This window comes from Ruegeria sp. AA6, from assembly GCF_056542865.1.
Map to the genome: position 1 here is coordinate 16,443 of NZ_JBQGAN010000019.1, position 23,289 is coordinate 39,731.

Annotated in this window: 20 protein-coding genes and 1 pseudogene; 4 read left to right on the forward strand and 17 right to left on the reverse strand. The window is 57.0% G+C overall.

The annotated features are described in order from the left end of the window. Positions 1–9: 9 nt before the first annotated feature. Genes ACR0LN_RS18260 through ACR0LN_RS18270 form a run of 3 tightly spaced genes read right to left on the reverse strand, consistent with a single transcriptional unit; the run spans position 10 to position 2,911 of the window. Complete coding sequence (locus ACR0LN_RS18260) at positions 10–756, reverse strand: sulfotransferase (RefSeq protein WP_480431674.1); 747 nt, start codon at positions 754–756, stop codon at positions 10–12. Between the two features lie 50 nt (positions 757–806). Further along, a complete protein-coding gene (locus ACR0LN_RS18265) occupies positions 807–1,460 on the reverse strand; it encodes an ABC transporter ATP-binding protein (protein ID WP_480431676.1) in 654 nt (217 codons plus the stop codon). A 32-nt stretch (positions 1,461–1,492) separates the two neighbouring features. After that, complete coding sequence (locus ACR0LN_RS18270) at positions 1,493–2,911, reverse strand: KpsE/RkpR family capsule polysaccharide export protein (RefSeq protein WP_480431677.1); 1,419 nt, start codon at positions 2,909–2,911, stop codon at positions 1,493–1,495. A gap of 128 nt (positions 2,912–3,039) precedes the next feature. Here ACR0LN_RS18270 and ACR0LN_RS18275 point away from each other — a divergent pair, with 128 nt between their 5' ends. Next, positions 3,040–3,828: an ABC transporter permease gene (locus ACR0LN_RS18275; protein ID WP_480431678.1), complete on the forward strand. Its 789-nt coding sequence runs from the start codon at positions 3,040–3,042 to the stop codon at positions 3,826–3,828. On the opposite strand, the gene ACR0LN_RS18280 is transcribed toward ACR0LN_RS18275, so the two are convergent. The 3 genes from ACR0LN_RS18280 to ACR0LN_RS18290 form a co-directional block, all read right to left on the reverse strand. Then, on the reverse strand, positions 3,758–4,810 hold the full coding sequence (locus ACR0LN_RS18280; protein ID WP_480431680.1) for a glycosyltransferase: 1,053 nt from the start codon (positions 4,808–4,810) through the stop codon (positions 3,758–3,760). The two genes, ACR0LN_RS18275 and ACR0LN_RS18280, sit on opposite strands and share 71 nt — an antisense overlap. Positions 4,811–4,889: 79 nt before the next feature. Then, the gene (locus ACR0LN_RS18285) at positions 4,890–5,960 is read right to left on the reverse strand and encodes a ParB N-terminal domain-containing protein (RefSeq protein ID WP_480431682.1); all 1,071 of its coding nucleotides are present in this window, start codon (positions 5,958–5,960) and stop codon (positions 4,890–4,892) included. Positions 5,961–5,981: 21 nt separating this feature from the next. Further along, complete coding sequence (locus ACR0LN_RS18290) at positions 5,982–7,370, reverse strand: AAA family ATPase (RefSeq protein ID WP_480431684.1); 1,389 nt, start codon at positions 7,368–7,370, stop codon at positions 5,982–5,984. Positions 7,371–7,796: 426 nt separating this feature from the next. On the opposite strand from ACR0LN_RS18290, the gene ACR0LN_RS18295 reads away from it, so the two are divergent. Beyond that, on the forward strand, positions 7,797–8,816 hold the full coding sequence (locus ACR0LN_RS18295; protein WP_480431685.1) for a replication initiator protein A: 1,020 nt from the start codon (positions 7,797–7,799) through the stop codon (positions 8,814–8,816). Positions 8,817–9,025: 209 nt separating this feature from the next. On the opposite strand, the gene ACR0LN_RS18300 is transcribed toward ACR0LN_RS18295, so the two are convergent. The 5 genes and pseudogenes from ACR0LN_RS18300 to ACR0LN_RS18320 all read right to left on the reverse strand — a co-directional run bounded on the left by ACR0LN_RS18300 (position 9,026) and on the right by ACR0LN_RS18320 (position 12,641). Continuing rightward, a complete protein-coding gene (locus ACR0LN_RS18300) occupies positions 9,026–10,063 on the reverse strand; it encodes a lysylphosphatidylglycerol synthase transmembrane domain-containing protein (RefSeq protein WP_480431686.1) in 1,038 nt (345 codons plus the stop codon). Next, positions 10,056–10,796, reverse strand: a complete 741-nt coding sequence (locus ACR0LN_RS18305) for an acyltransferase (RefSeq protein WP_480431687.1) — start codon at positions 10,794–10,796, stop codon at positions 10,056–10,058. The genes ACR0LN_RS18300 and ACR0LN_RS18305 overlap by 8 nt, the downstream gene beginning before the upstream one ends. 158 nt (positions 10,797–10,954) lie before the next feature. Then, a pseudogene (locus ACR0LN_RS18310) lies at positions 10,955–11,125 on the reverse strand (IS30 family transposase); the annotation flags it as partial. 60 nt (positions 11,126–11,185) lie between these two features. Next, positions 11,186–11,566, reverse strand: a complete 381-nt coding sequence (locus ACR0LN_RS18315) for an NDP-hexose 2,3-dehydratase family protein (protein ID WP_480431689.1) — start codon at positions 11,564–11,566, stop codon at positions 11,186–11,188. A gap of 49 nt (positions 11,567–11,615) precedes the next feature. Then, positions 11,616–12,641, reverse strand: a complete 1,026-nt coding sequence (locus ACR0LN_RS18320) for a glycosyltransferase family 2 protein (protein WP_480431690.1) — start codon at positions 12,639–12,641, stop codon at positions 11,616–11,618. Positions 12,642–13,874: 1,233 nt separating this feature from the next. Here ACR0LN_RS18320 and ACR0LN_RS18325 point away from each other — a divergent pair. Then, entirely contained in the window at positions 13,875–14,627 is a 753-nt protein-coding gene (locus ACR0LN_RS18325) for a sugar transferase (RefSeq protein ID WP_480431745.1), read from the forward strand. 349 nt (positions 14,628–14,976) lie between these two features. Then, positions 14,977–15,867, forward strand: a complete 891-nt coding sequence (locus ACR0LN_RS18330; protein ID WP_480431692.1) for a glycosyltransferase — start codon at positions 14,977–14,979, stop codon at positions 15,865–15,867. Positions 15,868–15,946: 79 nt separating this feature from the next. On the opposite strand, the gene ACR0LN_RS18335 is transcribed toward ACR0LN_RS18330, so the two are convergent. The 6 genes from ACR0LN_RS18335 to ACR0LN_RS18360 are packed head-to-tail and all read right to left on the reverse strand — an operon-like array spanning position 15,947 to position 23,055. Further along, positions 15,947–17,404 carry an oligosaccharide flippase family protein gene (locus tag ACR0LN_RS18335; protein WP_480431693.1) on the reverse strand — a complete coding sequence of 486 codons (1,458 nt, stop codon included), beginning with the start codon at positions 17,402–17,404 and terminating at the stop codon, positions 15,947–15,949. A gap of 6 nt (positions 17,405–17,410) precedes the next feature. Then, complete coding sequence (locus ACR0LN_RS18340) at positions 17,411–19,051, reverse strand: LTA synthase family protein (protein WP_480431695.1); 1,641 nt, start codon at positions 19,049–19,051, stop codon at positions 17,411–17,413. 17 nt (positions 19,052–19,068) lie between these two features. Then, the gene (locus ACR0LN_RS18345; RefSeq protein WP_480431696.1) at positions 19,069–19,809 is read right to left on the reverse strand and encodes an SDR family NAD(P)-dependent oxidoreductase; all 741 of its coding nucleotides are present in this window, start codon (positions 19,807–19,809) and stop codon (positions 19,069–19,071) included. Beyond that, positions 19,806–21,152 (reverse strand): FAD-binding oxidoreductase, encoded by a 1,347-nt coding sequence (locus ACR0LN_RS18350; RefSeq protein ID WP_480431698.1) that lies wholly within the window; start codon positions 21,150–21,152, stop codon positions 19,806–19,808. The genes ACR0LN_RS18345 and ACR0LN_RS18350 overlap by 4 nt, the downstream gene beginning before the upstream one ends. Continuing rightward, positions 21,149–21,568, reverse strand: coding sequence for a GtrA family protein (locus ACR0LN_RS18355; protein WP_480431699.1), 420 nt, complete (start codon positions 21,566–21,568; stop codon positions 21,149–21,151). Before ACR0LN_RS18355 ends, ACR0LN_RS18350 begins: the two co-directional genes overlap by 4 nt. Continuing rightward, positions 21,565–23,055 carry a UbiA family prenyltransferase gene (locus tag ACR0LN_RS18360; protein WP_480431701.1) on the reverse strand — a complete coding sequence of 497 codons (1,491 nt, stop codon included), beginning with the start codon at positions 23,053–23,055 and terminating at the stop codon, positions 21,565–21,567. The genes ACR0LN_RS18355 and ACR0LN_RS18360 overlap by 4 nt, the downstream gene beginning before the upstream one ends. Between the last annotated feature and the right edge of the window lie 234 nt (positions 23,056–23,289).

Consider the following 23,289-nt stretch of genomic DNA (forward strand, 5'->3'; position numbering starts at 1 on the left):
ATGAAAATATCAGATCTCTTTATCCAACCACTTCCCGCGCCCCAGCTTTCTGAAATAGGCTTTGATCGGGCCGGGTTTCTGAAACCGCTCTAGAATAGAATTTGCGCCCTGCTTCACCAAGGGGCTTTTCATCTCCGGGTCGAAATCGACACCCAGAAAATCGCACAGACGCTGCTCGAACCCCTCTTCGAACATCTGGCGATACTCCAGCTTCCATTTTTCCTGCGGCAGTGTGCGGAACCATTGCGTGAACAGGAAATCAAAGGTGGCGAATTCATGCCACTTCTGGCTGATCTGAAAAGGCCCAGCACTGATTTTCTCTTCCACGTAGGAATCCATTTTAGACTGAGCCCAGCGTTTCGACTTGGCTGCCTTGATGAGTGAAGCGATCTGCGCCAACTTGTTTTCCCGATGTACGTAGATCAGTTTGTAATCCGTCAACTCGGGCAGATACCGCAGCATGCGGATATTGTGCCCGATCATGAACTTGTATCCTACACTTTTGTGCCCGCTCTCTGCATGCGAGGAAAAAAAGGTATCCGAGTGCAAACGCGGATTGGCATCCCTTTGAACCAGTTCGGAATATTCCTCGGATTTGGTATCGGCACTAATAATGGCATATGGGTTGAACTGCTCACCCGCACACAGAATATCCCGGTGGGCGTTCAATAAGGTCATCAAATATGTGGTGCCGCTACGGGGAAGACCTATAATGAGGAAGCGCTGTGGTTCAGGGGTCGCTGAAGAAGATTCCATATTGTGTTCGGGCCCGTATTTTTTGAACTAATGCTGTAATTTTTCAGGCTTCATTGCAACAATTCCAGATGCAGCGCAATGGCCTCATCCAGATCGTCAAAATAAGTAATCCGACCGCCCGCCAACACAATTCCGGCATCGCAAAACTGTCGCAACTGGGCCATCTCGTGACTGACCAGAATAGCGCTGGAATTACGCATACGCTCGGCGAAAACGGCTCTGCTTTTACGGCGAAAGACGGCGTCACCCACGGCAGTCACCTCATCCACCAAATAGGTGTCGAACCGAATGCCCATCGACGCGCCAAAGGTCAGCCGCGACCTCATGCCACTGGAGTAGCTACGCACCGGCATGTGAAAGTATTTTCCCAGCTCAGCGAAATCCTCGACAAAGGCCATCAGGCTGTCGGTATCCACCCCATAGATGCGCGCGATGAAGCGGATATTCTGCGCCCCGGTCAGATCGCCGTGGAACGACCCGCCAAACCCGACCGGCCATGAAATGCGACCATCGCTTATGATCCGTCCGCTATCCGGGCGCATCGTGCCTGCCAGCAGCCGCAACAGGGTGGACTTGCCCGCTCCGTTGCGCCCCAGAAGCGCCAATGACTTGCCCGTGGGCAAGGTGGCGTTCAGATTGTCGATGACAATCCGGCGCTCGCCCTGTACCCGAAAACTTTTGGTCAGATTTTCAAAGCGGATCATTGCAGGCCCTGCTCCATCCTGATGCGCCGCCCTCAGCCACGGTCCCGAATACTGTAATAGATCAGCGCCAGGATCGACCAGAACATCACCAGGAACACCACCGCCAGCCCAAGCAGGATAAACCGCCGCGGGAACTCGGAACTCTGTGCCATGGTCGGTTTGATATAGGTGGCCAGATAACGGCTCTGCCGTGCGGCATTGTCCCGCGCCACGTCCAGCGCCGTCAACGCCACGCGATAGGTCTCTTCGGCGAACTGGCGGTCGACGCTGAGGCTTTCGTATTCAGCGATCAGCGAGGGGTAATCCTCGCCCACCGCACCCAGCTCGGTACTGTCTGACGCAAACGTCTGCCGTTCCGCTGCGATACGCTCGCGGATCACGTCAATGCGGCGCTGCGCGTTGGTCAGGCGGGGGTCCGCGGCAGCCACCGTTTCGCGTAGCAGATCATATTCGATCAGCGCCTCGGCCAGCGACTGCTGCAGATTATTCATCACGCCCATGCGACCCTGAATATCGGCTTCTGGGTCGACGATGCGTGTCCGAGTGCGAAACCGGGTCAGTGCTTCACGCGCGGCCTTGAGTTGCTCGATCGACTCCTCCAAATCCTCGCGCGCATAGCGCATGGCATCCTCGCGGGCCTGTTCATTCAGCGCATTGATTCGGTCCTGGCTTTCGCGCACGATCTCCTGCGCCACGCGTTGCGCAAAGTCAGGCTCAAAGGCCAGAACCCGAATTTCGATCAGCCCCGTCGACTGATCAAATGAGATTCGTACGATGCGCTGCCAGAACCAGACCAGGTCCTCAAGCGTGGCGTCGGGCCAGATCGAAAACATCCAGTCCCGCGGCCAATAGGTATCGTAGTGTTCCCGCAACCCGAGCTTGGCCTCGATGGCCTCGACGATCTCTTGGCTTTGGATGAACTCATACAGAATATCGCTGTCGACCCCGGTGCCTGAATTCGCGAACTGTGCCAGCCCGCCCAGCAGTTCCGATGCCGATCCACCTTCTTCTGAACGCACCGTGAAGGCGGCGGTCGAAGAATACTGATCCTCGGCTTGCGTCCAGAGATACCAGGTCAGCCCGACCAACGGCAGCAGCACGATCAATACAAAGCTGAGCATCAATCCCCAGTGCCGCCGCTTCATGCTGGCGGGCTGCGCCAGCGGTTGCACAGTGACCGTTGGTACGGGCCGCTGCGCCGGGTTCTTTGCCCCGGGACGCCCCTGTTTGCCTGCCCCCCCTTGTTTACCCGGACCGCCTTTGCGCTGCCCCGCAGGCTTACCCTGCCCCGGCTTTGCTTCCGGCCCCTGATTGGAAACTGCCGCCAGCTGTGGTTGCCCAGCAGCCGCAGATTGACTTTGCGCCTTTTTTTGGCCTGGTGTTTCGGCGTTCTTTGCCGCCTCATCCACAACCTTGACCGCTGGTTTGCCCGCATCTGGTTTTTGAGCCATACGCTTCCCGTTCCGTCTCAAAGACATTTGAATTTCATATCTGATTCTTACATAAACAGATCGGGACGCACAGACTAAAACGAGACGATGCGCATATGCATTCCCCCTTGGACACAGGACCTCATGTAGTGGAACCGGGAGGTGGCACAGCCCAACGGTGGACTGCGCCGCGTACGATCACGGCCTTGATTCTGCGCGAGATGTCGACCCGCTACGGACGCAACCCCGGCGGCTATGTCTGGGCCATTCTCGAGCCTCTGGGCGTCATCGTGATCCTCAGCTTTGGTTTTTCCCTGCTGATGCGCAGCCCGTCTTTGGGCAACAGCTTCCTGTTGTTTTATGCCTCGGCCTATCTGGTCTTCAATCTGTATCAGACCTTGTCTCTGACCGTTGCCCGTGCCATCGCTTTTTCACGCCCGCTGCTGATGTACCCCGTAGTCACGTGGGTCGATGCAGTTCTGGCCCGGTTCATCCTCAATCTTCTGACCGGCCTACTGGTCACCTATGTGCTGATGACCGCCATTCTCTCTACCGTCGACAGCCGGGCAGTACTGGAAATTGGCCCCATTGCCGAGGCGCTGGGACAGGCAGCATTGCTGGGTCTGGGTGTAGGTACGCTGAACTGCGCCATTGGTGGCCTTTTTCCGACCTATGAACTGGTCTGGTCGATCGCGACACGTCCGCTGTTTTTGGTTTCCGGCATTTTCTACATTTACGAGGACATGCCGATCAGTGTTCAGAACGTCCTTTGGTACAATCCGCTAATCCATATCACCGGCCTGATGCGGTCCGGTGTCTACCCCACTTATCACCCGCATTATATCAGCGAGATATTCGTTCTGATCGTCAGCCTGTCGACTCTGCTGATGGGCCTGATCCTGCTGGGCCGCTACCACCGGGATATTTTGAACCAGTAACCCCCCCTCCGGCCAGCACCAGAACCTCTCCATGAGAGAGGTCTGTGTTCCGCAGAACTGCATCCCGCAGCGCCTGTCGCAGGAGACGTAGGTAGAGGGGTTTAGCCGCTCCATAGCGCGAGGATGCCATGCGCCACTTGAAACCCATAAGTGGCAACAGAAGCCAGAACAGCGCAGGGGCCGCCTTGCGGTACATCAGCAGCCGGTTTCGGCAGAAATAATAGACTTTCCAAATGGGTTGGATGATCTGAGATCCCTGCGCTTGAAAGGTGCTGAAATCATGCTCGAAATGCAGCGCAGGGTCGAACAGGATCTTCAGCCCCCGCCGGCGCAGGGTCAGCGTATAAATCACATCATCGCCATACAGAAACAATCCGGGATCGGGATAACCGGTCTTTTCAATGGCTCGGCGTGACAGGAACAGCCCGACAAACGATGTCAGATCGATGGGGCAGGGGGACTGCGCCTCATACGCCGCATGAGGGATATGATAGCCGTCCCGCCCCCGGATCAGGGAGCACAGGAACAGGCGGGCATTCCAGAACGGATTGACCGAAGGCCGGTTCATCTCGCAAATACGGCCGTCAGGGAAATACACGGCCGCCGCATATGCTGTGTCATCCGGGCGTTGGATGGCATGGAACGTGGAAAGCGCCCGAGGCGCGGGGCGGGCGTCGTCATCCATCACCACCACCCAGTCCGGGTTGAACCGCTCCATAGCGTGGCGCATTCCCAGTTCGAACCCGCCTGCTCCGCCCAGATTTTCGCGACTGGCCACCACCTCCAGCCGGGGTTCATCCAGCGCGGCCAGCCAATCGGAGGTGCCATCTGTCGAAGCATTGTTGACCACAACAACCGCCTGCAAATGCACCGGATCGGCGTCGAACAGGCGGTTCAACGTCGATCTGAGCTTGTCCAGACGGTTATGGGTCACCACCACGGCCACAAGGCGCTTATGCTTGGATTGGGGCGCGGTGGTCACGAAAGAGAACTCCTATTCGGGTCAGGTCCGGGGGACGCCTGACTCCGAATGTTTCGCACGCGAAACATTTTGGCAAGGATCATAACGAGCGCAGCCAGTCCTGCAGTGCTTCGGCCAGTTGATCCGAGACCGCATCGCCAACAAGTTCGATACGGCCCTGATCCGGGGTGAACTGCATTTCGATACCTGCGGTCACGCGAGACACAATCCGTTCACCTGTTGCTGTTGTCGGGCCAGCTGATCGCAGGCGTGGCCGGGCGGGAAGGGCTGGATCTGTCGGTGGGGCAGGGGGCTGCTGCCTTTCGGCCAGAGCGTCGGACAGAATCTGCATCTCGGCCTCGGCACTGTCGCGCGGGCTGTTCTGCATCCGTTCTTTCAGCGCATCGGCAAAGCCCGCATCGCGCCCCATCTCGCGCGCCAGCGCCAGCCCCAGTTTTTCGCTGATGGCCGAGGGGAAATAGAGCACCGCGTCAAAGGCCTCGACCAGTTGAATGAAAGTGCCGATCTTCGACCGTTTCGATCGCGTAGCATTCCCAAACAGACCCTGAAGCGCGGTTTTCTGGGTGGGATAAACCCCTTCCTTCATAGCCCGCACCGCAATCCGCGCACGTTCGTAATGAGAAAGGTTCACCCGGATCTCGTTTTCTTCAACCATCGCCACATAGGCGTCCTGCGCGGTGTCGGGTGTGATCACCATCGCCCGCACGGTGGCGAATTTCGCATCCCCCGTGTCCCGGAACAGCCGCCTGAGTGCGGTCAGACGGCGCCAGCCTGAAATCAGACCATGAGAACGACCTCCGGCAGGTGATGGCAGGGCCACCACCTCGATCGGCATCTGCTGGCCACGGGCGCGCAGGCTGTCCACCAGCGCGGTCATCTCCTCTTCGTTCTGCTCCAGGCGATCGCGGACCAGATGCCGCTCATCAATCGCCTCCAGTGGCAACAGCTCGATCATCCGTCCCTGGGCGCGAGCGCTGTGCAATTCCTGCGCCACCTCTTCTAGCGCTGCCGTTGCCGAAGCTTCGCCCGCCACCTGAGCAATAGGGGCGGCGCTGAGCGGCATCGCCTTGGTTTCGGGGGCCCGCTGGTTCGGGACAGGTCCGTCCAGATATGTCGGTTGCGCCGGGGTCAGTCGCTTGCGTTTTGCCATCTCTGCTCTCCTCCTGGCCGATTATTCCGCAGCCTGCTGCGCTGCCAGTTCTTCCCGCCGCCAAACACCCAGCAACAGGCGCTTGAAGGCGGCATAGGTGGCATCAAAGGTCTCGCGGCCCCTTGCATAGGTCTCGCGGTTGAAATTGCGGTAATCGGCCTCGTAAATGCCGCTGACCTGCTCACCGGCCTGCCCGATCAGCGCGGTGAAATCCTGCCGGTGCGGTGACAGCGTCTTGCCCAGATAGGCCTGCATCAGCGCCGAAAGCTCGCCCTGCTGTGCCCCGTCATAGCGGGTGATGACCGCACGTACCGCATCCCATTCAAACGCCATCTCGGGGCGACCCAGGGCTCGGGCAGCGACATTCTCGCCTTCCTCGATGGACTGGAAGGTGGAATGCAGCATGTCAAAGAAGCGGCCGGTGGAATCAAATTCCAGGAACGAGGCTCCCATGGGCACCAAAAGAATATCCGCCGCCGCCAGCCCGTTGATGGTCAGATAGCCAAGGGCAGGGGGGGTATCGATGAAGACAAGGTCATAGTCGTCCAGCACCCCATCCGCTTCGAGCCGGTCCGTCAGCGCGTCCCACAGCTTCCAGCCGCGCGCCTGCATCCGCCAAACGGGGATTTGAAACTCGGCCCAATAAAGGTTCAGCTGCGCACCGATCAGGTCGATATTGGGCCAGTGGGTGGTCTGGATCAGATCGCCTGCCGTCATCTCCAGTGCCGCGCTTAAGGACTCATCCAGCGGCTGGGGCGGGTCGCCCCGGTCCAGACGGCGCTGGTTTTCGATGCGCAGATACTCTCCGTAATGGCGCGCCAGCAGCGGGAAGGCGGTTTGCCATTCATCTTCGACCCGGCCCCCGAAGATCGAGGTCATCGAGCCCTGGCTGTCCAGATCAATCACCAGCACCCGATAACCGTCTAACGCCGCCGACATTGCCAGATGCGCCGCCGTGCTGGTTTTGCCGACACCGCCCTTGAAGTTGGCCACCGCCACCATCTTGGCGGACTGACCGGCGGGACGATAGGGCAGGTAGTTCTTGGCCTTTGATCCCTGCGCTCCGAAGAAGGCCCGCAGGCGCAGCACCTCATCCAGGGTGAACCATTTGGCACCGCCTTCGGTCTCGGACTGGCCTTGCGGCAGGTCGGGGTTCTGCTTCAGCACGCGGCGGAAATGGGCCTGTGCAACCGGGATCAGATAGCGGGTGATTTCCCAGGTTGAAAACAGACGCAGGGATTTGCGCCCTTTCTCGTCCATACCCCGACTGGCCAGATCACTGCGACCGCGGGTGCAGGCTTCGGCAATGGCGGCAAAGCCATCGGTGCCTGTGGGTAAGTCGAGATCCGCAAGCGCTGCATCGGGATCGATATTGAAATAGGGGGGCAGGGGGGTGCTGTCCTTCGCCATGATAAAACCGCTCGATGTGTTGTGTTTTCCCCATGATACCGAAAAACAGAGCACATGGAAGCAAAACGCGCACAAGAGGCGATTTTTCTCAGCAAATTAAGGGGATGCTGCTGCGAATATAGCGCATTTTCTAATCGGCTGCTTTTTTTTAAGTGTTAGATTTGTGTTATTTATAGTTACGGAAGACATTCAACTCGAAAAATAGTTTTTAAAAATAAATAGTTGTACCTTTTTTTAAGACCCTGAGTGACTCTGAAACCCCGATGAAATGACTCTAAACCCCCGATAAGGTGACTCTGAACCCCCGATTGAAATCCACCAAAATCCGTTGTGCGGGCTTGTGGATAACTCTAGGGTGGGTGTCACTAAAACCACGAAAGAAAACGAGTCGGATACCGACCGATAACAAGGCACCGAAAGAGGGCCATGGGCAGGACAGTAACAGGCGGACCAGCGGGGCTTTTGCCCGAGCGTCGGCAACAGGGCGATTTTTTCGTCTGCGATATCTTCGATGCGATCCCCAAGGATGACATCGCCAGCATGGAGCATCCGCTCTTTTCGTTGGCGACCCGTCCCGACCGGCGGATTCTGGAATACGAACATAACGGGGTGCAGATCACTGTGACGCCGTCGGTCAAGGGGCTGGCGACGATCCATGACAAGGACATCCTGATTTTTTGCATCAGCCAGCTGATGGCGGCGATCAACACGGGGCGGCAGGTCAGCCGGACAATCCAGCTGAAGGCGCATGATCTGCTGGTGGCCACCAATCGTGAAACCTCGGGCGATGCCTATCGGCGGCTGCGCGAGGCGTTCGAGCGGCTGGCCGGCACCCGCATTACCACCAACATCGTCACCGGTGAAGAAGAGACCACCACCGGTTTCGGTCTGATCGAGAAATGGGAGATCGTGCGCAAGACACGCGGCGGGCGGATGGTCAGCGTGGCGGTGACGCTGTCCGACTGGCTGTACCGCGCGGTGCTGTCTAAATCTGTGCTGACGCTTTCCCGCGATTACTTCCGCCTGCGCAAGCCGCTGGAGCGGCGCATCTACGAACTGGCGCGCAAACATTGCGGTCGTCAGCCAGGCTGGACGGTGTCGGTGGACACGCTGCTGAAGAAATCCGGTTCGGCCTCGCCGCGCCGGGTGTTCCGCAAGATGCTGCGCGACATGATCGAGGCCGGGCATCTGCCCGATTACGAGATGCGCGAGGAACCGGGCGACCTGATCCGGTTCAGCCCGCGCGCGGGTCTGATCGAACCGAATGTGCCGCCGCCGGTCCTGAGCGCCGAAACGCTCGAGGCCGCGCGGGCGCTGATGCCGGGCGCTGATGTCTACGGGCTGGAAGCGGAATGGCGGGGCGTCTGGGTCCGTTCCGGCGCACCCCGTCTGCGCAAGCCCGACGCCGCCTTCCTGGGCTGGGTGCGCAAACGGGCAGGGGGATGATCGTTTCTGCTAACCCTCAGTAGAGCGCGTTTACGCATCAGAAATCCCCTGAAGTCTTCAAAACGCCACGCTCAACCCTTTTCAATCAACTTCCGAAGCCGCGCGCGAAGCGCATTCGGCAAAGGTGCAGACGTGATCCACCCTTTACTTGGCCTGATTTCATGGGGCTGAGTCGTTATGTTTGAGATTCCGCATGCGTAATCATGCGTTCAGCCGCTTTTGCCGGTTTTGGCCCAGGTTTCGACCGGTTTCACCCGATCGCGTTTGCGGGTCGCGAACAGGATTCCGCCGACCACAGCCTGAAGCAGCACCATGCCCAGAGCAATCCACGCCAGCGAGATGGCCTCGGCCGCGCCGACGCCAAAGGCGCCGAACAGGTAGACGAAGATCTGCTCGCGAATGCCGATCCCGTTCACCGAGGCAGGGATCATCATCACAAAAACCGAGACAGGGATGATCCCGAAATAGATCAGCGCTGGCAGGTCAATTCCGACGGCCAGACCGATCAGGTAATAATGCAGGACCACATTGGCCTGAAAGATGACCGAGATTGCCATACAGCCATAGACCGCCCTCATGCGCGAGGCGAACATTCGAGAGGTTTCGGTAATATGTTCGCTGATCAGACCAAGCTTGCGAAAGCCGGGCAGGGACCACAGCGGACCGCTGCGTTGCCGCCGCATCGCCAGCAACCCCAGGCAGGCCGCCAGCAGCAGGGTGGTGACCACAGCAAGAATCCAGCCAATGCCAGTCTGGCCGGTGATCTCCCAGCCGATGATCGGCAGGGCAAGGAGTGCCAGCACCAGCAGGCCGAACATTCCGGTCAGCCGCTCGACAAACAGGATCGTGAAGGACCGGGTATAGGATGGGACCCGGTCGGAAATATCATACGCACGCATGAAATCACCGCTCATCAGGCCGGGCAGGAATGCGTTGAAGAAAATCCCGATCGTATAGGCGCGGATCAATTCGATCAGAGGTACGAAGAATCCCTGTGCCCGCAGCAGGATCTGCCAGCGCCAGGAACACAGCAAATAGCCCGCCACATTCAGAGAGAAGGCGAAGGTCAGCAATTGGGGGCTGGCCTGGCCGATTGCACTCCAGATTTCGTCCATGTTGTCGATCTGGGTGTAAAGCAGCCAAGCCAGCAGCCCGGCACTGATTGCTGCTTTGATTGCTAGGGTAATGACTGGGCGCCAGCGGTTCTTAGCAGCCGTATCAGGGTCTGTTTTGGCGGTGTCAGTCATCTTCCTGCACTCGTTTGCGAATGAGTTTGGCCGGAACCCCACCCATGATGCTGAACGGCTCGATATCGCGGGTCACCACGGTACCCGCCGAGACGATGCTGCCGCGACCGATCCGGACCCCGTCTAGAACCTTGACACCGGCACCAAGCCAGACATCGTCCTCGATCACGATGCCTTTGCTGTTAATACCCTGTGCGTTCATTGGACGGTTCAGATCCGCAAATCCATGATCACCTGCCACGATATGACAATGGCCGGCGATCAGGGCGTTGTCCCCGATCTCAAGCCCGCCGTAGCCGTTCAGGATTGTGTAGGCCCCGACAAAACAGTCATTGCCAAGCGTGACATGCCCCTCGTATCCGGTTTCGAAATGTACCCCTTGCATGATCTGATTTCGGTCACCCAGCGTGACCGAAGCTGCGGTGCTTTTGATGTCGAACAGAACGCCTTCGTCGATTAGTGTGCCCGCGCCGAGCGACAGACGGGCCGGGTAGCGAAAAGTGACCGCCCGCGAAATGGCGGCACCTTTGCCATAATGACCGAGGAGGGCGGGATAGATTTTTTGTTGGCCAACCAGCCCCAGCGCACCGGGCAGGTTCATCAGGAACAATGTGCTGGCCTCGTATTTGATCAGGTCCACCAGCCGCGTACTGCCGACAATCCGCTTCTTGTAACTTTGCAGAGCGCTGTCCCCTGTTCGGGTCAGCCTTTCTCCGCGCGTTTGCTGACTCATAAATGTCCCTTTTACAAAATGGTCACGGCACTCGTAAATGCTGTCATGTTTAGCACACGCCCGAAAAAAAATACCAGTCTGGCATGTTATTCGCCTGTATCCGGAAGTTATGGGCAGATCGGGATGTTTGTAAGCGCCATAGGTTCGGTTGATCAGGGAAGGTATTTTCGAAGTCTGTTGTTTGTACTTCCGACGGTGTCTTTCTGGTAGGAGGTTTGCGGGTCGCAGAGCCAAGCGTCCGCACCTACACCGGCTTTGAGATGCCGCCAGGCAAAAAACTCTGTGCCTCAATCAAAGGTAATCGATTGGCGCGTATCAGCGGGCAGGGGGTAAGGGCCTGCTGCAGGCATTTGCCCCGTTCTGTGGAACCTCCGATACCGGAGGCGGGATTACTCTTTGGCGCAGGCCTCGTCGAACTCGGTGCTGAGGATCATGGATGCAATTGTCCGAAGTTCATTTGTCGTCGCACCCGGCCGGGCGACAAGCTCTTCCATGACCGACAGGGGGATCCATTGCCCAAAGGGGTACTGGTGACGCGGCGGGCAGTCCTTGATCAGTGCAATCTGATATGTTGCCTTGACGTGCATGAACCGACCGCCTTCATCGCTCTGCCTGATCTGGATCAGCGGCGACGGATTCTGCGATGCAATCCAGTTTCGCATCTCTTTCGGTGTACCAAAGGCATTGTGCAGGGACGGGCCATATTCCTGACGCGTGCCAAACCCGACTTCCTGGTATGAGCGCCCGAAACCATCGTCCCGATGGATCACAGGCCGATGATGCACTAACAATCAACTTGGACCAGTCAGATGAGGCTGCTCAACCTGTCCGGCGCTTTAACGTTGAACCCAGCAAGTTTCCCTGTTCCCCTCGCGCGGTCATGTGCATTTCCGTCAGGTTCAACCCGATTTCACGATCGATCCGTGCATTGGGGGTCGATTTGTTGCCGATGCTTGGGTTTGAGAACGAACGATCCAGGCCAAGAGATGTAGACAGCCATATGTCGCGTTCGATTTCCTGCCGCAGCTGATCTGTGTGCCCGGCTTCGCACATCTGAACCCAGCGTTCGGCGTATTCCGATGTGTTGTTGTACAGTGGAGGCGGGCACCACATGCGATCTTTCAGAACGGTGATGGTGTCATCGGAATGCAGCTTTACGCCATTGCGCGCTGCGCGCACGCAGTATTCAGCGATGGGGACCATGGTTGTCTGACTGGCCAGCTTCATCGGCCCCAACCGCATCAGCGCATCCCGGCGCATAACCCAGGAACTCAGCGGTTCACATATGAAGAACTTGTTTTCGTAGATGTCATCCAGCGTGCGCCCGGTTGGGGAAAGTTCGACAAAAAAGCCCCGATTGTTCCAGGCACCACGATTGGTGAAGAATGCAGCCCGCGACCAGAAAAGATCAGCGCCGCTCTGTTCGAGCCGGTTGATGGCAAGGGTCAGATGTTCGGGGAACCAAAGGTCATCGTGATTGAGAAAGGCGACATATGGGGTATCCGCCATGGCCATGCCGACGGAATTCGGCCCGGCCTGTTCTCCGAACCTTTCAGGCAGGTTTACGAAGCGGATGCGGGGGTCATTCAGTGCAGCAACCCGATCTCCGGTATCATCCGTACAGGCATCGCCGACCACAATGACCTGCCAGTTGGTTTCGGTTTGCGCTTTTACTGTTCTGAGCGTGCGAGCCAGAACTGCACCGCGATTGTAGGTCGCTACGACAATTGTAACCAGTGAATTGCTCGGATCATGTTGGGGGGTACGTCTTTCAAAACCAATCCTTATGATTGCAGGGTCGACATCAAACCAGCCTGCAAATGGTAATTGAGAGTTTCGGGGCAAAGTTCAAGAATTTTCCTTCGGCGATGGCCTCGAGCTGGTGAAGGCCATCATTGACCTGCGCCAACACCTCTACGCGGTTCAACTCGCGCTCGCTTATAACCACCCATCCCATGTCCGGTCGTCCTCAATGATTTTTGAGGGCAGAGTGACATTCCTGAGTTGCTCATGGGTGATATTTTAGCTTTGCGGCTACATGTTTTCACGCAGATAACCATTGTTATGTTGAGTAATGAGGGAGTCGACGCGTCCACAGCTCCAGAAACTCCTTTCAGAGTTACCGCCTTGTATCGTCGGCATGGAAGCTTGCGAAACTGCACGCCACTGGGGTCGCATCGCGCAAACTGCGGGCCATGACGTCCGTCTTATTCCGGCACTTTATGTCAGACGGTGCGCGCTATTGCCGAGGCTGCTTCACGGTCGTCGTGAAAGATGTAGATTGGCAATCGCAAGTTATGTTGTTCCGATACCTGGCGGAATATGGAATTCTGCTTCCGGTACAGCGTCGAAACGGCCGGTTGTTTGCCGTGCGCTGCCGCTCTGAGAATGATGCCGTGTCAGAGGCCGTCATTCTCCTGGTCGAGGCCTATCTGCGTTAAATCAAAACTGTTGACCGCGAACTTGCAGAATTGAGAGGACGAAGAACAAGTTGCGGAACACGATGATCTTGAGATTAGCTCCGGGAAAACCAGGATAATTTAGTGGCCCACGAGCCCGCTAAGCTGATTGGAACCCAAGCTTCGCATCTCCATAAGAGTCCGCCGATAGTGTTTCGACACATCAGAGGCCGGAGGCATGACTGCACCCAATCAGACGTTCCAATGCTTTGAATTCGCTCACAGCAACCGGGGCACCCACAGATAAATCTTGATAAAAGTAAGAGTAATTTTTAACTCTGCTGACAAAGCTGGTCTGACATAGGGGTGGCCAAAAAATGGCGATCGCCTTCTGGCGTATCAAGTGTTCGCCGCCGTGTTCAGGTTGCGATTCGGCTCAGAGTGTAGATAAATGCCCAAAATTTTATGGAATTGTTATCTGAATCACATACGAGTGCATCAGTTTGCGGCGCAAGATAGGGAAAAAAGAGGCAAAATTAAGGTAGTTGTGTTTGGAGCTTGCCGTGGCGTTAATGATTGATAAACTCTTCCTGTATTGTCGGCCCGTATTTTTGGCGGGGTGAGTGCGGCGACTGATTGGTAAAATTTTTTGCGTGTTGAGTTCGTGGGGGTAAAAGTAATGTCTTTGGATTCCGTGACCACAGTGTCGGGGGAAGACAGGGTTTTTGAGGGACATAGGAACGAAGCCTGTCGGCATTTTTGCTCTTCTGGTAAGTCTGGCAAGGTTCGCGTTGCTGGAGAATACCGGGTCTCTGGGAAGCTTGTGAAGCGTGCGAGCGATATAGTACTGTCGTCAATGATGATTGTGTTGTTCGCACCAATCATGGCCTTGCTGTCGCTCTATATAATAGCCGTTTATCGGGTGTCGCCGATCTTCCTGCACGATCGCGTCGGATTGGATGGCAAGGTGTTTCCGTGCCTGAAATTCCGGACGATGGTGCCCAATGCCGCAGAAGTACTCGACAAGATACTTGCTGAGAATCCTGTTCTGCGCCGCGAGTGGGAAGAAACAAAGAAGCTGAAAGATGATCCCAGGGTCTTTCCGGGGCTCGGAAATCTGATGCGCCAATCCAGCTTGGACGAGCTGCCGCAGATTTTTAACGTGTTCTTTGGACATATGAGTGTTGTTGGCCCCCGTCCGGTCACGCGCGCAGAGCTGTCGTATTATGGGCAGGACAAGGCTTATTACGTGGCGGTAAAGCCAGGTATCACCGGCGCGTGGCAGATTGGCGGCCGGTCGGACACATCCTACGAAGAGCGTGTCTCGCTCGACGTATGGTATGTGCGTAACTCAAGCCTGAAGCTTGACCTTCAGATTTTCTTGAAAACAGTGTTCTTGTTCGTGACTGGCCGTCTGTCTGGCGCTGTCTGACGCGAACTGTGGGTGCCCTGCCAATTTTTGAAGCGGTCGCTGTGTTCGACATAGAGGATGATCAGAAGCAGCGGTGCCGACAAAAGCCAGCCCGCGAAAATCCACATGAGTAAGGCCCCCCCAAACACCAGATACATAATAAAACACAACCCAAGGGATATGGCCAAGGAAAAAAACAACCTAGATATGATCATGTCTTATCTGGATCCTGCCTGTCATAATAAGCGAAATCGCTTCCGTTCTCGTGCGGAGTCGAGTGAGGTAATGTTGCGGGATTTCGTCTATAAATGGAACCGCAATCTTGCTTTGCAAGTCTATTGGCAAAATATGGCCATTTAGGTGGCGGGACATGAATATTGATATTGGCATTTGTACATTTCGCCGCGACAGCCTGCAGCGGACGTTAGAAAGTCTGGCGCTTCAGAAGACTCCGGAAAATATCACTGTCCGGATTATCGTTGCGGACAATGACGAACAGCCAGTCAAGAAGCATGAGATTGAAGCGCTGGCCAGAGAGTTGGGGCTGAATCTGGATTATGTGCACGCCCCGGCCCGCAACATCTCGATCGCGCGAAACGCTTGTCTCGAAAATTCCGATGCGAACTATCTGCTGTTCATCGACGATGACGAAACCGCCGAGCCGGGCTGGGTAGCCGGTCTGCTGGAAACCGCAGAACGGGAACGGGCCCGGATTGTATTTGGCCCTGTTTATGCTGTTTATCCACCCGATGCACCGGACTGGATGCTGGAAAACAAGGTGCATTCAAGTGTTCCGTCGGCGTTGAACGGAACCGTTGAGACGGGGTTTTCCGGAAACGTCCTGTTGGATCGGCGCGATGCAGATCTGCGTGACGCCCGGTTCAGCCTCGATTTCGGGCGGACCGGCGGAGAGGATATCGACTTTTTCTTTCGCCAGCACCGGGGCGGCGTTCCCATGGCGATCAGCACATCGGCTGTTGTTCACGAACCGGTGGACCCCTCGCGCCTGTCCTTCAAATGGCTTTGGGTAAAAACCACGGCTCGGGGGACTATCTACGGGTTTTGTGCCTTGCAGGGCCAGACACGTAAAACTCCCCTGATGTTGGTCAAGAGCTTTGCCAAGGCATCTTATTGCGGCCTGCGCGCTGCGACCTCGTTGGCAAGCAAAAACAGGCGTGCGTTTTGGGCGCTTCGGGGTGGATTCCACTATGGTGTCATGAAGGGCTGCTTTATGAAGCCAAGCCATGAGTTTTACGGCTGAGATCGGTCCGGTGCGGGTCAGGCCGGACTTATTTAAAGGTTGCGAGATCCTAAGGCAGCATCAAGCCGATCTCCAGGTATCAAGTTTCCTGAAATACCTGTATGGCCTGGGCCAAGTCCTTGCGCTGTATAAAAACCGTCAGTCCAAGTCCCGCGGCCAGAACGCAACTGGCCATTGCTATTTCCGCAATATGTCCGGGAGACAGAAACTTTCGCAAGAGGGCGTGGCAGCACACCATGACAAATGACAGCAGTGTTGGTACGAAAAGCGTGCGCAGGCAGTCCGATACCCTGACTGGCACAACTCGTTTCGCTAAAAACCATCCACGTAGCACTACCGCAAAACCCCAGGTCGAAATAGCGGTTGCAACGGCTAATACATCGGAAAGCACAGCGGCGGCGGCAACCAGACCTATATAGAGAATTGCAGATTCCGTACTCAGTCTGACATGCAGATCCGTGTGGTTGGTCGCACGGAAGATGCAGACAAGCAGAACTACGGCAATCGCCTCAAACGCAAGGCCGGGTATGGATAGGGCGAAGATCGGCGCAACTTGCGCCCATTTATCAGACAACATCACAGTGAAAATTGCTGTCCCGGCAACGGCTATCATCGCCAGGACCGGAAACAGAAGCGTGGCCATTAGATTCATCGCGGCAAGATAAATTTCTACCAGGCGCCTGGGATCGTGTTGTGCTTTGGCCATGCGAACATAGACAACGGTCGACATTGGTCCGACCAGACCAAATTGCGGCAGCCTGGAGAAACGCGCGCTCATCGAGAACAGGCCCAGGGAGGCTTCGCCGTTGAGCTTGCCGATAGCAATGACGGCGAATTGGCCCTTGATTGCCGAAATGGCCGAGACTGTCAGGGCGTTTCGGGCAAACAGCAGGTGCCCCCGGATCAGGTGTGGTTTGAATGTCAGGTTGGGCCGGAACTCGGACAGATAGACAATCCCCGCCAGTCTGACGACTGCAAGAGAAACCTGCTGAGCCACAAGTGCCCATACCCCTGCCCCCAGAATGGCAAGGGCAACTGCAAAACCAAGGCTGATGACGGTCGTCGTCATCTGAACCTTGGCGATACCGGTGTAATTCTCGCGCCGTTCAATTTCGGCATTTGGAGTGGCTGAAATCGCCTGACACAAGGGAACGATGGCCAGCGCGCTGAGGATCGATACCAGAGACGGTTGCTCGAAGAACGCAGCCCAGAGTGGTCCGATTGCAAGTATGATCAAGGCCAGACCAATCCCCACCGCGACCAGCAGCCAGAAAACGCTGACCCATTCGTCGTGATCGTAAGTTGGTGTGCGGATCAGCGAGCGCCCAAGGCCCGCGTCGCTCAGCACGCTGCAGAAGATCACGACCGACATGGCCATTGCCATCAGTGCAAATTCGTCGACACTCAGATGACGGGCAACGATCGGCAGAACCAGAACCTGGGACAGAGCCAGAAACAGACGTGCCGAAACCAGCGAGCTGACATTGACAAAAAATCCTTTGGCGGGATGTCCATTGGAAGGTTGCTGTCTGGCCATTTCGGATCAATCCAGGGTTTTCACATCCGCCCAGTCAAAAGTCCTGATTGCCTTATCAGGGTTTGCTTCGGACAACCAGTGCGGTTGGGCGAAGCCAGGCCAACATTCGGCCCCTTGTACGAAGGCGACGGGTACATAGGAGCGCTGGAACTTTTCATCTGAAAATATCCCGTCAAAGGCATTGTCGGCATGTGACCAGAACGCCAGTGAATTGTCCTTCGTGCAAGACCGGTTGAAAGCGGCCAGCACATCGGGTGCGTGCTTCCAGAAGGTGCCTTTATCAAAGCTTGCGTGATTGCGCATGCCGACCTTGACTGGATTGGCGTGGGCCATCTCCACCCAGTTCAGGCCCAGCAGGTCAAGGATTTCACCGTCATATGCCAGCGCTATGCCCCCCGCGGGGCCAACTCCGATTGATGGAAGCGGTTCGATTCCGTTAAGAAAATTGCCAAAGCTCAAGCCCTGCTCGACCAGCGTGTATTCTTTCCGAATGTCGAACCGGGACTGGTAGTAATGCATCCATCCAACCACGATGATACCGATCATGGCGGCGCCCGCGGCAAGCACGGCCGGACCTCGGTGAACGGATGCTGCAGTGGATGAGGCGGCCGTGGCGATCAGAAGCGCCAGACAGACCGGCATCAGCGGGGCCACGGGCTGATAGAAGCGCCACAGAACAAAGTGATCGCCGCCAAGTGCTGCATAGATCAACAGCATCCCGAATACTGCGGCCGCAGTGACCAACAATGCCCGCGCCCCGGGTCGGGCCTGTGTGACCCCTATCAGCGCCCAGATGGCGCCTCCCACCCAGACCACAACGAAGATTTCCACGAACGGACCATTCAGCAGGAAATCCACCAGATATTTAAGTCCGTCCTTCAGGCCCTGCAATTCGTCCGAGGAGACCTTTGCGTAAAACGTATTGGGAAAGGGCTGGCCGAAATAGGACAGGCGGAACGAAGTGACCGCAACGAAGGAAGCGATAGCTGCAAGAACAGCCGCGCCCAACGCGCGCCAGAGCCGTGGTGCAAGGATCAGGCTCAGGGCAAGCAGACCGACCGCAACGGCAATCCCCTCAGGGCGCACCAGAGGCATCAGGACGGCGGCAAGAAGAAGGCAGACGGTGTTGCCCGGCCCTCGGTCATCCTCGACCAGCCGTGCCAGCAGGAACACCATCCAGATCAGCAGCATCGACCAGAGCGCCAGTTCCATCATCGTCCAGACGGACCACATGAAATAGCCCGGGCTGGCGATCAGGCAGACAGACAAGACCCAGATGGCCGGGGCGGCTTCGATGCCCACCCAATCGGCTATGGCGCGGATCAGCCTCAGCGCAATATAGACCGCAGCCAGAGCAAACGTGCCGCAGAGCGCGATGATGATAAGTTCCGGAGTTGGGGTCAGGCTGTAGGCCAGAGTCAGAATGCCGACCCATAAGAATGCAGTGGACCCTTCGACACGCTCTCCGCCGACATTGTAGACATAGCCTGCACCATTAGCGACGTTTTCCGCATAAGACCGCGTAATGGCGGCATCGTCGATACCGATGGCAGGCAGCCCGCCCGAGAGCAGCCAGGCCAAAGCCGCGCCCGCGCAGGTCAGAGCCAGTGCCAGCAGAAAATCTTCAAAACGTCGTTCCAATGCCATTGTCGTGTCCGGCCTCTTCAGAATTTCGTTTTTATGAATATACGTTCGGGCAAATGTGTGATCACTGCCATCAGGGCGCGCCACCGCAGGTCGGAATAGACCTGCCTGCCACGTCCCATGGCAACAACCACCCGTTCGGCAAAGGGTTCGGCGTCGGTGGTCAGCGGTCCGGGCAGGTCCATGCCTTCGGTCATCGCGGTTCTGACAAAGCCCGGTTTCACGGTCATCACATGCAGATCACTGTCGGCATATTTCTGGCGCAGACCCGAGATATAGGTCGCGAAACCCGCCTTGGCCGATCCGTAGACATAGTTCTTTGCGCGTCCGCGATCCCCGGCCACAGAACCGATGGCAACGATCGAGCCGCCGCCCGCCTGTGCCATACGCGCGGCGGCCTGTTCCAGAAACAGGCAGGGCGCCAGATAATTGCTGTCCACGATCAGCTTCATGGCCGCGGCATCTCCGGCATCCTGTTCCTGATCTCCCAGAACGCCGATGGCGCAGACGATGATTGACGGGGTCGATGGCAGCCTATCGAGAAAGCCCTCGTGCCCATCCAGGTCCAGAACGTCGAACTCATGTGCGGTGACCTCGCAATTGTAGCGGATCGAAAGGTCGGACACATCGCTGTCCAGCTCCCCTGCCCTGCGCGCGGCCAGCATCAGCGGATGGCCCCGTTTGGCCAGTGCGATGGCGATGCCGCGTGCGATACCGGAGCGGGCACCGAGGATCAGAGCGGGGGCATTGGCAGGTGTCACAGATTTAACCTCTGGGATAACAGGGATTGAAACAACGGGCGCGATCTGGTGGCCGCGCGCAGGTCGCGAAAGGCGGACACACCTTCGGCATATCCGGTTTCCAGCGTAGATTGGCTCATGCGGCTGTCCTTGGCCATGTACAACCTGCCGCCATGCTGACAGGTAATCTCGTCCATGGCCGTCATCAGCGTCAAGGCATCGGGAGCCATCTGGAAATCCAGCGCCAGGGTATAGCCCTCCATTGGGAAGGACAGCGGGCGCTCTGGGGCGCCCGGCCCAAACCGCTTGAGGACGGCGAGGAATGAGCCGAGACCCGCGTTGGATATGGCCGTCAACAGCTTCAGAAGACCCTCGCGGGACTCGTTGAGCGGGAGCGCACATTGATATTGGGCAAAACCGGCGCGACCATAAAGACGGTTCCACTCCAGAATGGCGTCCAGCGGGTAGAAATATTTGTCGTAGTCAATCAACCGGGTGTCCGGTTTTCCGGAGTTTACCTTGTAATACAAACGATTGAACGCGCGCAGCGTGTATGAATTCAGCGCCCAGGACGGGGCGTCCATCGGCATACGCAAAGTGCGATGGGCAGGGATGTCGAACGGGCGGTCCGCTTTGGCGCCGTCCAACTCATCAGGTGTCGCGTGTTCGCCGAGAAACACCAAAGACCGCCCGCGCGCGGCCCCTTTTGCCAGGCAGTCGATCCATGCGACGGAATAAGTGACGTTGCTATGGGTTTCGAAAATCTCGATGGCCTGATCCAGATCGCTGGCCAACAGGGTTTTCTGAGCGACCCAGCCCGATGAGATCGACAGCAGCGTGATGCAGACCGTCAGGATATGTCCGGTCAGACCGTTCCCGCCGATTGTGGCGTTGAACAGATCGGTGTTCTCTGTGGGTGAACAGCGGCGTATCTGGCCATCAGCACAATAAAGGTCAAACCATTCGACGTGATCGCCGAAGCTGCCGACCTTGTGGTGGTTTTTACCATGGGCGTCGACCGCGATGAGACCTGCAAGAGACACGAACTTTGTGCCGGGGGTGACTGCCGGGAACCACCCGCGCGGGACAAATATCTGCAGGATTTCGGCGATGCTCAGACCGGCCTCGGCGACCAGCTTTCCGCTGGTTGCATCAAAGGACAGGATGCGGTTTCGCTGGGCGCCCATCAGCGTCAGGCCAGGGTTCATCGCAATATCGCCGTAAGAGCGCCCAAGCCCGCGGGCGATCATGCCCCGATCCGCCAGCGGGACCAGGTCAGCAACGGATTCCGGATCCAGAGGCGCGGTTCTGCATTCTCTTCGGGGCCAGCGCGCCCAGCCTGACAAGGATTGAACTTTGGTCATGCCTTGTGTCCAAACCCGGGCTGCGGAACAAAGACGAAACGTTTGTCCAGGTGATATTTGGTGCAATAGCCGACGGTCAGTCCCAACACCGCGCCCACCTCGCGCATCAGATCGGTTTGCCAGATCAACCAGAACCCGTATTCGGTGCCCCAGAAGATGATGGTCGTCACCACGCCCATCAGCGTATAGAGACCGAATTTCCGGGTTTGCGCGTTGTGGGCCATGTCGAAGAAGATCCAGCGCTTGTCGAGGTGAAACTTGACGACCAGCCCCGTGACTGTACCCGCAAAAATCGCCAGCGGGATCGCGAAACTACCCCCATAAAGCGCTAGCGACAGGCGTTGCGTCAGCAGGTTGATGATTGTGGCCACAACCGCAAAGGCGCTGTAGCGAAACACAAGCTGGGTGAGTGTCATAGCAGTGCGCTCGCTACGAATATCGCGCCGCAGCACGTAAACACCGCAAGGCTGACCCGGTCGCGCAAGGCAAAAACGATGGGATCGTCATCCATCTCACCCCGGTATGAAATGATGGCCACCCGGTTGATCCAATACAACAGCATCATGCAGGCCAGCCACAGCAGCTTGGGTTCAGAATAAAGGCTGGCCACGTTCGAATTCGAAACATAAAGCGCCAGGATGACGACTGAACAATACCCCGACGCCAGCATGGCACCCAGAACAACCGGAAGATCTGCGACACGGTAGCCCCGGCCATCCGTGCTTGTCAGGTTTCGCGCCTCCAGATCTTTCAGTTCAGAAATCCGTTTGACGGCGGCCAGAGACAGGAACACGAACATTGAAAATGCCAGCAGCCATTCCGACAGGGCGATACCGGCGGCGGCCCCCCCGGCCACGATCCGGATGGTATAAAGCGCGCCCAGCGTCCAGATATCGACCATGAGCTTGCGTTTGAGCACAAGCGAATATGCGAATGTCAGAGCGACATACCCCAACAGAACCATGGCAAATGACGGGGACAGGAAGACCGCGATGGTCATCGCAATCATAAACAGCACTGCGGAATGAACCACGCCGTGTGAAACCGGTATGGTTCCGGCCGCGAAGGGACGTTTGCATTTGCGCGGGTGCTGGCGATCGACATGAAGATCCAGCATGTCATTGATCAGATAGATGCTGGAGGCCGCCAGCGAGAATGCGACAAAGGCAAAAAGAGACGGCAGCAAAGCAGCCAAGTCATGCGCGGCAAGGGCGGGCACAAATACAAGCAGGTTCTTGAGCCACTGATGCGGGCGCATCGCCTTGACGTAGTGCCGGGTGCGACCGAGGAGATTGTCAGCATCGTCACCGGTCAGATGGGTGCTGTCGATACCCATGTCGTCTACATTCCGCCGTAGTGCAGTGTTTGAGCCGACCGTGATCGCTTTGCGCGCCCGGGGCCACACGCTGAGATCCGCGCTGGAATCCCCGACATAGTCGAAGCCCTTTTCGCCAAAGCGATCAACCAGCCAGTCGGCCTTTGCCTTGCCGGACAGGTTATGCGATGCATCCGAGCCCACAGCCTCGTCAAACAAATCCAGCTGCTCTGCGATCTGGCTGACCTGCCGCTGGTTTGAAGCCGACACCAGCAGCACCCTGCGTCCTTCGGCCCTGGCCACGCCAATGAGCTGTAGAACTTCGTCGCGCAAAGGAACGGACTCCGCATCAACCACGATCTCGGACGCGAGCTTGTCCTTGAACCCGGCCTTCCCAGAGGACAACCAGCCCATGATCTGCGGCAATCTGGCCGGATGCCGGGCGATTAAGAGCAAAAGCGCCTCATGCATGGTATCGGATTTGGTCAGGGTTCCGTCCAGATCGACGATCAGAGGCACGTCTGTGTGACCAGGTTCAGGCAAATCCCGAGAGCCCGCCGGTTCGCTCTGCACTGCAAAAGTCGGCACCATAACCTTCCAAATCTAAATCGTTACAAACTTACAAGAACTATAAACATAAAGGTGATTCTTCATCATGATGAGCACGTGGTTGAAAGCATAATCTCCCTGCGCGTGGCGGCGGGGTACCACAAGGCCCATTATATAGTCATTTTGGGGTCAGCAAAGCCGGAGTTCAAAACAAAAACACAGTGTGGTTTTTGACGCCGCCGGATCGTTCTGCGACCGGAACCGAAGTGCAAA